This is a genomic window from Aliirhizobium sp. YIM B11859 (assembly GCF_057163345.1).
In genome coordinates, this window is sequence record NZ_JBXHAY010000009.1 from 190,436 (window position 1) to 201,161 (window position 10,726).

The window sequence follows — 10,726 nt, forward strand, 5'->3', positions numbered from 1 at the left end:
CCGCCATAGGTTATTCATTCAGGTGAAGTGATTTTTTCAGGACCCTCACGTGGCGTCACCTCTTCTTCTAGGCATTGATACCGGTGGCACCTATACGGATGCCGTTCTTTTCCGCGAAGATGAGGGGGTGATTGCCAAGGCAAAGTCACTCACCACGCGGCATGATCTATCCGAGGGCGTGGCTGGCGCGGTCGGTGCGGCGCTGGAAAAAAGCGGAATTTTGTCGGCCAATATCGCCATGGTTTCGCTCTCGACGACGCTTGCGACCAATGCGCTGGTGGAGGGGCAGGGAGGCCGGGCGGCTCTTGTCATGATCGGTTTCGGTCCGGCCGATATCGCCCGCGGCGGCCTTTCGGAAGCGCTCGGCACCGATCCGGTAATCTTTCTTCCCGGCGGGCATGACGTTCATGGCAACGAGACGCCGCTCGACATGGCCGCGCTCGACAATGCGATCGAGGCACTCGGTGCAACCGTGTCGTCATTCGCCGTCGCCGGTTATTTTGCCGTCCGGAATCCGGCTCACGAAATCCGGGTGAGGGATCGTATTCGTCAACTCAGTCACAAGCCGGTCACCTGCAGCCACGAACTGTCGTCGAAGCTCGGAGGTCCCCGCCGCGCGCTGACGACGCTTCTCAATGCACGGCTGGTATCGATTATCGATCGTTTGATCGGGTCGACAGAGGATTTTCTCGACAGATCCGGCATCGCTGCACCTCTGATGGTCGTGCGCGGCGACGGAGCGCTGATGTCCGCCGCCGAAGCGCGTCTGCGTCCGATCGAGACAATTCTCTCCGGCCCTGCCGCAAGCCTCGTCGGCGCCCGGTATCTCACCGGGCTGGACGAAGCAGTCGTCTCCGATATCGGCGGCACGACGACCGATATTGCCGTTCTGCAGGGTGGTCGGCCGAAGCTGGCGCCTGACGGAGCAAATGTCGGCGGTCACAACACGATGGTCGAGGCGGTGGCGCTGAGTACCTATGGACTTGGTGGTGATTCGGAAGTTCATGTTGACGAGCGGGGACTGGAGGCGAAGATCACGCTCGGGCCGCGGCGTCTCCTCCCGCTTGGTCTCATCGCGGCGATCCACGGTGAAAGCATATTGCAGGCCTTGGACATCCAGCTTCGTGCCAGCCATGCCGGCCGCCACGATGGTCGTTTTGCGGTGCGGATTTCGGCAGGCGACGCCGAAGGTCTCCAGCCTCAGGAACAGGCGCTTCTGGCTCGGATCGGACTGGTGCCCGTCACGCTGAACACACTGCTGACGATGAATTCCCAAAAGGCGGTACTCGACAGATTGGTCGGTCGTGGGCTCGTGCATCTGAGTGGCATCACGCCAACCGATGCGCTGCATGTTCTGGGGCGTCAGAACCAATGGAATGCCGATGCAGCCCGGCTTGGCTTGCAGATCGCGGCCCGCCGGAAAAATGGTGCCGGACGCGAGATCGCGGCGTCTGCCGAAGAATTGGCCAGCAATATCGTCGATCGCCTGACCCGGCAATCCTCCGAGGTAATCCTTGCCGCTTGCCTTTCGGAAGATGGCGCGGGCGCAATCGACCCGGCGGTATCGCTGGCGGTCGACCGTGCGCTGAGACGGGTGCCGGGCATAACACGCTTTTCCGTGACGCTGGACCGCCCGCTTGTCGGGCTTGGCGCCTCGGCACCGGTTTATTACCCTGCGATCGCCGACATGCTCGGTGCCCGTGCCGTCATCCCGGCAGATGCCGATGTAGCCAATGCGATCGGTGCCGTCGTTGGCCAGATCCGCGCCGTTGCTGTGGTGACGATCACTTCGCCGGAAGAGGGGATTTATGTCATCGCCGGTGCCGGTGCAACCGCCACGGTGGTCGGTGAAACCCGGGCGCTTGCAACCGCGCGTGACCGGGCTGTGGCCGCGGCTCGTGAAAAAGCACGCCAGGAAGGAGCCGCTGACATCGTCATTTCCGTCGAAGACGAGATCTCTGCGCCCGAGGTGGAGGGCTCCAGAAAACTGGTTGAAGCGCGGATAACCGCCGTCGCGACGGGTCGCCCCAGAATGACCCATGGGGAATGATCCCTGCGGCAGCGTCAGCCGAACCGTCTTCGGCTTTCGGTGCATTGACACCCGATATGTCGCGCGCAATGTGACGCTCACGGAAAACCAAAAACATCTGAGGGAGGAGCCGCATGGCCCGCAAGGATATCGCCGGTCTGCAGATAGATGAGCAGCTTTACACGTTTATCGTGGATGAGGCTCTACCGGATACCGGGGTCGATACCGACCACTTCTTTGCGGAGTTCTCAAGGATCGTGCATGACCTGGCACCGAAGAACCGCGCGCTTCTGAAAAAGCGTGATGCCTTCCAGGAAAAGCTCGACGCCTGGTACAGGCAGAACGGCGCCCCGGTTGATCTTGCTGCCTACGAGGCTTTCCTGCGCGAGATCGGTTACCTTCTGCCCGAGGGGCCGGATTTTAAGGTCTCGACCGAAAACGTCGATCCGGAAATCGCTCGGATCGCCGGACCGCAACTGGTCGTGCCGGTGATGAACGCTCGTTATGCCCTCAACGCTGCCAATGCCCGCTGGGGTTCGCTTTATGATGCGCTTTACGGCACCGATGCCATTCCGGAAACCGACGGCGCCGAAAAGGGCAGGGGATATAACCCTGCGCGCGGCGCGAAGGTCATCGCCTGGGCGCGTGATTTTCTCGATCAGTCCGCACCGCTTTCCGGCGCCGGCTGGAACGACGTTGCATCTTTCAGGATCGATTCCGCCGCCCTGTTTGTGACGCTGCTCGGTGGCCAGACGACGGGCTTGAGCGATCCTTCGCAGTTTGCCGGCTATCTAGGGGAGCCGGGCGCTCCGAAACAGATCCTGCTGCGGAAGAATAACCTCCATGTCGAGATCCTGATCGATCCGACGACGGAGATCGGCAAGGCCGATCCGGCCAACATCTCTGATGTCCGGGCCGAATCGGCGATCACCACGATCATGGACTGCGAAGATTCTGTCGCCGCTGTCGATGCCGAGGATAAGGTCGCGGTTTACCGTAACTGGCTCGGCCTGATGAAGGGGGACCTCATCGAACCCGTGTCGAAGGGCGGCAAGACCTTCACCCGCAAGCTCAATCCTGACCTCGATTACACGGCTCCCGATGGCTCTTCCTTCGAGCTCAGATCCCGCTCCCTGATGCTGGTGCGCAATGTCGGCCACCTGATGACCAATCCCGCAATCCTCGATCGCGGCGGCGAGGAAGTGCCGGAAGGCATCATGGATGCGATGGTCACGGCGCTGATTGCCATCCACGATATCGGGCGGTCGGGCGGCCATCACGGGCGCCGGAAGAACTCGAGGCTCGGCTCTATGTATGTGGTGAAGCCGAAGATGCACGGGCCGGAAGAAGTCGCCTTCGCCGCCGAAATCTTCACCCGTGTCGAACAGGCGCTCGGCCTGCCGAAGAACGCGATGAAGATGGGCATCATGGACGAGGAGCGCCGCACCACTGTCAACCTCAAGGAGGCGATCCGCGCTGCCAGCGACCGCGTCGCCTTCATCAATACCGGCTTCCTCGACCGCACCGGCGACGAGATCCACACATCGATGGAAGCCGGGCCGATGATCCGCAAGGGTGACATGAAACAGGCGGCCTGGATCGCGGCCTATGAAAACTGGAATGTCGATATCGGGTTGGAATGCGGTCTTTCGGGACATGCGCAGATCGGCAAGGGCATGTGGGCCATGCCGGACCTGATGGCGGCGATGCTGGAGCAGAAGATCGGTCATCCGAAGGCAGGCGCCAACACCGCCTGGGTGCCGTCGCCGACGGCTGCCACCCTGCACGCCACCCATTATCACAAGGTCGACGTTGCCGAGGTTCAGAAAAGCCTGAGGAGCCGCACTCGGGCCAGGCTTTCGGACATCCTGTCCGTGCCGGTTGCACCACGTCCCAACTGGACGCCGGAGGAAATCCAGCGTGAACTCGACAACAATGCCCAGGGCATTCTTGGTTATGTCGTGCGCTGGATCGATCAGGGCGTCGGCTGCTCCAAGGTGCCGGATATCAACGATGTCGGACTGATGGAAGACCGCGCCACTTTGCGTATCTCGGCCCAGCATATGGCGAGCTGGCTACACCATAAGGTCGTCAACGAAGACCAGATCATCGAGACGATGAAGCGCATGGCAAAAGTGGTCGATGGTCAGAATGTCGGCGACCCGCTCTACCGACCGATGGCCGGCAACTTCGATGCCTCGATCGCCTTCCAGGCAGCCCTCGATCTGGTGCTCAAGGGCCGCGAACAGCCGAACGGCTATACCGAACCGGTCCTGCACCGCCGCCGGTTGGAGCTGAAGGCGAAAGCCGGCTGATCCGCCAAGTAATTCCAGCGAAACTGTGCAGCGGTTTCGCGTCAGGAATTGGGTAAAACAAGGAGCCGGATCATGTCATCGGTTTGATGACATGATCCGGCCAACAAAAAAGCCGCCGGGATATATCCTCGGCGGCTTTTTCAATTGAACTTCGTCGTCCTTATTGGATGACGATAACCTTCGTCTGGTGGCCGGGGCGAACGCGGCTGTAGAGATCAATCACATCCTGGTTCATCAGCCGAATGCAGCCGGAAGAAGCGGCCGTGCCGATGGAGGCCCATTCCGGCGTTCCATGCAGGCGGAACAGCGTGTCCTGGCCCTTTTCGTTGAACAGATACATGGCGCGCGCGCCAAGCGGGTTCGACAGGCCCGGACCCATGCCGTTCTCGACATATTTGGCAATGTCAGGCTTGCGGGCAGCCATTTCCTTCGGCGGATGCCAATTCGGCCATTCCTGCTTCCAGGCGACATAGGCTGTGCCCGACCATGCAAAGCCCTGCTTGCCGACGCCGATGCCGTAACGCATCGCACGACCGCCCGGCATGATGTAGTAAAGGTGACGTTCGCGCGTATTGACGATGACCGTACCCGGCTTTTCCGTCGTCTCGTAATTGACGATCTGGCGAACGAACTCGCTCTTGACCCGGTTGATCGGGATTGCCGGCAGGGTATAGCCTGCATCCGTCACAGAACCGTACGAATCGGTGAATATCTGGGCTGTCTCGACCCGAACCGGAACGTCGGCCTGGGCAGTCTGGGACGTGGTAGAGCAGCCGGCCAGGGCAGCGGATGCCAACAGGCCGAGTGCGATCATGCTGGTGCGGAAGCGCATGGATGTCTCTTGATGAACGAATCGATTGAAATGGGCGTCACATCGCCTTGGAAAACGTTATTTTCCATTCGATTGTTATTGGCAAGTTGTCGTGGCGCCTTGCCGTCAGGCAGAGGACGAATTGGCAAGGCCATGGTCTTTTTGCAACATTTGTAATTCTGGCGGGAGACGGGAATGACGATATTACGCGTGGTAAACGATAATCCGCTGGTCGATGGAAGGCAGTCCACCCGCGCCATGATGGTGCGCAAGGGGGCGCAGATCCTGCTTCATGACATGCGGCATGTCATTTTGCCCGAAATGGCATTGCCCAGCGGTCGGCGCGCCGATCTCGTCACGGTCTCGGAAAAGGGCGAGATCTGGATCGTCGAGATCAAGACCTCGATCGAGGATTTCCGGGTGGATCGCAAATGGCCGGAATATCGCGCCCATTGCGACCGGCTGATCTTCGCCACGCACCAGGATGTGCCGCTTGACATCTTCCCGCAAGATTGCGGTCTGCTTCTCTCAGACGGTTATGGCGCAGAACTGCTGCGCGAGGCGCCGCTGCACAAGCTTGCCCCGGCCAGCCGGAAAGCGTTGATGCTTGATTTCGCGCGCGCCGCCGCGCTCAGGCTGATGATGGCGGAATGGTCGACCGGCAGGAGCTTCGACGATGTCTAGCCTTTGGCAGGCGCCTTATTTCGGCGCCCGCTTGGCCAGGATACGCTGCAGTGTCCGGCGATGCATGTTGAGGCGGCGTGCTGTCTCCGAAACGTTGCGCTCGCACATTTCATACACACGCTGGATATGCTCCCACCGGACGCGATCGGCCGACATCGGATTTTCCGGCAGGTCTGCCTTTTCACCGGGCCGTTGCGTCAATGCGTTGAAGATGTCGTCAGCATCGGCAGGCTTGGACAGATAATCGACGGCTCCGAGCTTCACTGCAGTCACGGCCGTTGCGATATTGCCGTAGCCCGTCAGCACGATGACGCGCGTGTCGGTGCGGAACTGCCTGATCGTCTCGATGACATCGAGGCCGTTGCCATCGCCGAGCCGAAGATCCACGACCGCGTATTTCGGCGCCCGCTGGCGGACCTTGGTGATACCGTCCGCCACCGTTTCGGCAACATCGACCGCGAAGCCGCGCGTTTCCATGGCCCGTGCCAGACGACGCAGGAACGGCCCGTCGTCATCGACGATCAACAGCGAGGGGTCTGAACCGATATAGTCCTCGGTCTGAGGATTGGACTGCTGCAGTATTGTTTCCATCTCTATTCTCCGGGATCGATGGATCCCCATTAGCATATCAGAGCCGATCAAACTGGAGCCAGATCAAATTGGCCGGTCCATTATCGATCTTGGCCACTCTATTCGAACGCGTGCTCCGGCTTTGCCATCGTCGCGATTGCCGAAGCGGATCAGGGCACCGGAACGCTCCAGCAGGGTTTTGGCGATGAACAGTCCAAGGCCAAGGCCTCCCGCGTGTTCGCTTCTCTCACGGGTCCGTGAGGTCATATAGGGCTCACCTATCCGCGAAAGGACGTCGGCGGAATAACCGGGGCCATCGTCCTCTATCACGATTGCCACTCGTTGATCATCGAATTCGACGAATATGGTGACCTGGTTCTTGGCGTAGTCGACGGCATTCTCGATCAGGTTTCCGAGCCCGTAGAGAATGCCGGCATTTCTGACACCGACCGGTTCGGGCCGGCCATCGTTTTTCTCGACCAGTTCGATGTCGATGTCGAACTGCCGGTGGGGTTCGATGACCTCCTCCATCATGGAGGACAGCGGCAGGCGGCGCATGTGTTCCTCGCCTTCGGCCGGAAGCGATGTCAGTCGCCGCAGAATATCCCGGCATCGCTCGCTCTGGCTGCGCAGAAGCTGCAGATCCTCGCTGAAACGCTCGTCATGTCCCAGTTCGCGCTGCATTTCTTTGGCAACGACGCTGATCGTGGCAAGCGGCGTTCCCAGTTCGTGGGCGGCAGCCGCAGCAAGGCCGTCGAGCTGCCCGAGATGTTTTTCCCGCTCCAGCACCATTTCGGTGGCAACCAGCGCATCGGCAAGCAGGCTCGCCTCATGGGAAACCCGGTAGGCGTAAAACGCGGCGAACACCATCATTGAGGCGATGGCGGACCACACGCCGAGCTGCATCATCGGCTGGATGCGAAGATGTTCGCCCGCATACCAGGGCACCGGATAGGGCGAGAAGGTCAGGGCCGTCGTGCATAAAAGGGCAAAGACGAGCAGGATCAGCGAGTGATTGAGCGGCTGTGAGGCAAAGGCGATGATCACGGGGACGCAGATAAGCGGCGCGAAGGGGTTGCCGAGCCCGCCGGTGATGAACAGCAAGGCGCCCATTTGCAGAAGGTCGAAGCAGAGCAGGGCGAGCGCCGATTTCGGCCCGAGCCTGTGGGTGGCGGGAAACCATGATGACAGGATGAGATTCGCCACCGCCAATGCGCCGATCAATATCGCGGCCTGTACGATCGGCATCGAAAAGTCGAGAATGGCCCAGATGATCAGAACCGTCAGGCTCTGTCCCGCGACTGCAAGCCAGCGCAGTCTGATCAATGTCTCCAGGCGGATGCGCCGGCTTGAATGGCCGAACTGCCCTTCGAGGGTTAAAGCTGTTTCCGTGTCTTGCGCCATCGTTTTTCGTTTCCCGCTTTGTCCCATGCTCATAAATCGGCTGAATGCCTGAAGAGACGTGACATCCTGTCACGTGCCCCTCGGCTTTGCACGATGCGTCGCTACGGCATCCGCCGGGTTTTCTGGCCATGGATGTTTTGGATAGCGCCCCCGCATCTCCGAGCGGACGTCTTTCCACGACCCAGACCAGAAGCCGGGCAGATCCCGCGTCGTCTGGATCGGGCGATGTGCCGGCGATGTCAATTCCAGCAGCAGCGGAAGCCTTCCGCCTGCCACGCAAGGATGAGCCTTGAGCCCGAACAGTTCCTGCACCCGGATGGTCAGCATCGGCTCGTCTCCTTCATACTGGATCGGATGGCGCTGGCCGGTCGGCGCCTCGAAATGTGTCGGTACGAGCCGGTTGATGTCTCGCAACAGATCGTGCGGCACCAGCGAACGCAGCCCCTCCGACAGGGACGCCGACGAAATGGCCGAAAGACCGGAGACCTCGCCCTGAAAGGGAACGAACCAGTCCTCGAGACGCAAGAGCAGCGCTTCGTCGCTGACATCCGGCCAGGGCTTGCCGATCGAACGATGCAGGAAGCCCAGTCTTTCCTTGAATTGAAGAGCCTCCTTCGAGAACGGCAGGGCCTGCAGGCCGACCTCTGCGACACCCTCGGCAAGGGCGCGTGCAGCCTGTATGCCGGTTGGTCTCGGCAATGGCGTCTCGGAAAAGACGATGGCGCCGAGCCGCGTCACCTGGCGCGCCCGGACCTGACGGCTTGCCGGATCGAAAAAGCACTCGTCGATTGATCGGACCGCTCCCCCCATTGCGGCCTCCACCTCCGCCCTTGTCACCTGGGCGGCGGCGAGGATACGGGGCCGCGCCGCCCGGCCTGCCACATCGGCGATCACCAGCATCGGCGCGCTTGCGAGCCGTTCGGTCTCCGGCAGTTCGGCACCCCGGCCATTGGCCATGATAAAGCGTCCGCGGCCGCCGCGCTGCAACGCGATCCGGTCGGGATAGGCACGCATAAGCAGCGATCCGGCTTGGCCGCGTTCGCCCGAGCGTCCGCCATGCGGCAGCTCGCGGGCGATCTTTTCGGCAAGGCCCCGGCTTGCCAGCGCTCTTTCGCCACGATCCATCCGGAACCGGCGCATCCGCTCGTCGAGATCGATATCGGTTCCGCCGAGCCCCTGTTCGGTCAACAGGACGGCAAGTTCGCTTGCCTCGCGCCCGCGTCCTTCTTCGTCGGCACGGAGCGCCATTGCCGCAAGCCGCGGCGGCAGTGCCAGCTCGCGGATCAGCCGGCCGCTGGCCGTCAGCCTTCCGTCTTCGTCCAGCGCTCCGAGCAGTTGCAGCAGGTTGCGTGCCTCGGCAAGCGCCGGGCCGGGCGGAGGATCAAGGAAGGCAAGCGTCGATGGATCGACGACACCCCAATGGGCGAGATCGAGAACCATGCCGGAAAGATCGCTCGCGAGAATCTGCGGCGGTGTAAACGGTGCAAGCGCCGCCGTCTGCCCCGCATGCCACAACCTTATGGCAATGCCGGGCGCAGTGCGGCCGGCACGGCCGGCACGCTGGTCGGCCGATGCCTGTGATACCCGCACCGTTTCGAGTCGCGTCATGCCCGTTGAAGGTTCGAAGACCGGCAGCCGCTGCAGCCCGCTGTCGATGACGACGCGCACTCCGTCAATGGTGATCGAGGTTTCGGCGATCGATGTCGCCAGCACGATCTTGCGCTTGTCTTTTGCTGCAGGCCGGATGGCGAGATCCTGCTCCTGCTGTGACAGATTGCCGAACAGCGGCGCAATCACGGTGTTTGGGCCAAACCGCCCTTGCAATCTCTCGGCAACCCGCCTTATCTCTGCCTGTCCCGGCAGGAAGGCGAGGATCGATCCGTCTTCCTCGTCATGGGCGGCCTCGATCGCCCGGGTCACCATATCTTCTATGGGCTGCTGCGGGTTGCGCTCGCGATAGCGGATCTCGACCGGAAAACTCCGTCCCTCGCTGCTGATCACCGGCGCGCCGTTGAGAAGCGCTGCAATACGATCGGTGTCGAGTGTCGCCGACATGACCAGGATGCGCAGATCCTCCCGCAGCGCCGACTGCGCGTCGAGCGCAAGCGCCAGGCCGAAATCCGCGTCGAGCGACCGTTCGTGGAATTCGTCGAAGATCACCGCCGAAACACCGGCAAGTTCGGGATCATCGAGGATCATGCGGGAAAACACGCCTTCGGTCACGACTTCAATCCGTGTGCCTGCCGAAATTCGCGTGTCCAGCCGCATACGGTATCCGGCAGTGCGTCCGACGGCCTCGTTCAGCAGCGTCGCCATACGCGATGCCGCTGCCCTTGCCGCAAGCCGCCGTGGTTCAAGCAGGATGATCTTTCCACGGCACCAGTCTTCGCCGATCAGGGCAAGCGGCACGACGGTGGTTTTGCCCGCACCCGGCGGCGCTGACAGCACGGCCCTGTTCATGTGTCGCAGGGCTTTAGCGAGATCTGCCAGCACCTCGCATATAGGCAGGCCGAGTCTCGCCAGGTCTTTATGAGTGTTGTCATTGCTGGGCATGCCGCTGCCTGTCCGTCTTATTGTTATCCGTAACCGGGCGATCCGTTACCTTATATGCCGGCCTGCCTCTTGGTCCGCGGGCATTGGTCCTGGGTCGGAATGCCATAACATTTGCGCGCAATCCCGCAAGGATAAGAAGCCGCGAAATGCTGCTGAAAATATATGCATGCTCGTAATTTAAGCGATGAGCGGGGCTCTCTATCGCCTTGGAGAAAAATGACATTTTTTTGAAAATGGCTGTTGACTCATCGGTGCCCGCGGAACTATAACCCGCTCACTGAACGAGGGCGGCGGCGCTGCTAGCGACGGTTTCTTTCGTTCTGTAGCAAACCACGACAGAGTTGGTTATATCTGATTGGG

The 10,726-nt window shown here is 61.1% G+C and carries 7 protein-coding genes; 3 read left to right on the top strand and 4 right to left on the bottom strand.

Annotation, left to right across the window (positions count from 1 at the left end; all coding sequences use genetic code 11):
* Positions 1–49 precede the first annotated feature (49 nt).
* Together AC2GXZ_RS27400 and AC2GXZ_RS27405 are read left to right on the top strand one after the other, a co-directional pair.
* A complete protein-coding gene (locus tag AC2GXZ_RS27400) occupies positions 50–2,050 on the top strand; it encodes a hydantoinase/oxoprolinase N-terminal domain-containing protein (RefSeq protein WP_483762400.1) in 2,001 nt (666 codons plus the stop codon).
* A 113-nt stretch (positions 2,051–2,163) separates the two neighbouring features.
* Complete coding sequence (locus AC2GXZ_RS27405) at positions 2,164–4,344, top strand: malate synthase G (RefSeq protein ID WP_483762401.1); 2,181 nt, start codon at positions 2,164–2,166, stop codon at positions 4,342–4,344.
* 160 nt (positions 4,345–4,504) lie between these two features.
* Here AC2GXZ_RS27405 and AC2GXZ_RS27410 read toward each other — a convergent pair whose 3' ends face one another.
* Positions 4,505–5,176, bottom strand: a complete 672-nt coding sequence (locus AC2GXZ_RS27410) for a L,D-transpeptidase (protein ID WP_483762402.1) — start codon at positions 5,174–5,176, stop codon at positions 4,505–4,507.
* A gap of 174 nt (positions 5,177–5,350) precedes the next feature.
* Here AC2GXZ_RS27410 and AC2GXZ_RS27415 point away from each other — a divergent pair, with 174 nt between their 5' ends.
* The gene (locus AC2GXZ_RS27415; protein ID WP_483762403.1) at positions 5,351–5,839 is read left to right on the top strand and encodes an MmcB family DNA repair protein; all 489 of its coding nucleotides are present in this window, start codon (positions 5,351–5,353) and stop codon (positions 5,837–5,839) included.
* 15 nt (positions 5,840–5,854) lie between these two features.
* On the opposite strand, the gene AC2GXZ_RS27420 is transcribed toward AC2GXZ_RS27415, so the two are convergent.
* From AC2GXZ_RS27420 to hrpB, 3 genes are all read right to left on the bottom strand, one after another.
* Positions 5,855–6,430, bottom strand: a complete 576-nt coding sequence (locus tag AC2GXZ_RS27420) for an ActR/PrrA/RegA family redox response regulator transcription factor (protein WP_483762404.1) — start codon at positions 6,428–6,430, stop codon at positions 5,855–5,857.
* 63 nt (positions 6,431–6,493) lie between these two features.
* Complete coding sequence (locus tag AC2GXZ_RS27425) at positions 6,494–7,813, bottom strand: ActS/PrrB/RegB family redox-sensitive histidine kinase (RefSeq protein ID WP_483762405.1); 1,320 nt, start codon at positions 7,811–7,813, stop codon at positions 6,494–6,496.
* Between the two features lie 69 nt (positions 7,814–7,882).
* Positions 7,883–10,366: an ATP-dependent helicase HrpB gene (gene hrpB, locus AC2GXZ_RS27430; RefSeq protein WP_483762406.1), complete on the bottom strand. Its 2,484-nt coding sequence runs from the start codon at positions 10,364–10,366 to the stop codon at positions 7,883–7,885.
* Positions 10,367–10,726 lie beyond the last annotated feature (360 nt).

Bases quoted from the DNA above. Each gene is read 5' to 3' on its own strand.
- AC2GXZ_RS27405 (WP_483762401.1), top strand. From the start codon at position 2,164: ATGGCCCGCAAGGATATCGCCGGTCTGCAGATAGATGAGCAGCTTTAC.
- AC2GXZ_RS27410 (WP_483762402.1), bottom strand. From the start codon at position 5,176: ATGCGCTTCCGCACCAGCATGATCGCACTCGGCCTGTTGGCATCCGCT.
- AC2GXZ_RS27415 (WP_483762403.1), top strand. From the start codon at position 5,351: ATGACGATATTACGCGTGGTAAACGATAATCCGCTGGTCGATGGAAGG.
- AC2GXZ_RS27420 (WP_483762404.1), bottom strand. From the start codon at position 6,430: ATGGAAACAATACTGCAGCAGTCCAATCCTCAGACCGAGGACTATATC.
- AC2GXZ_RS27425 (WP_483762405.1), bottom strand. From the start codon at position 7,813: ATGGCGCAAGACACGGAAACAGCTTTAACCCTCGAAGGGCAGTTCGGC.
- hrpB (WP_483762406.1), bottom strand. From the start codon at position 10,366: ATGCCCAGCAATGACAACACTCATAAAGACCTGGCGAGACTCGGCCTG.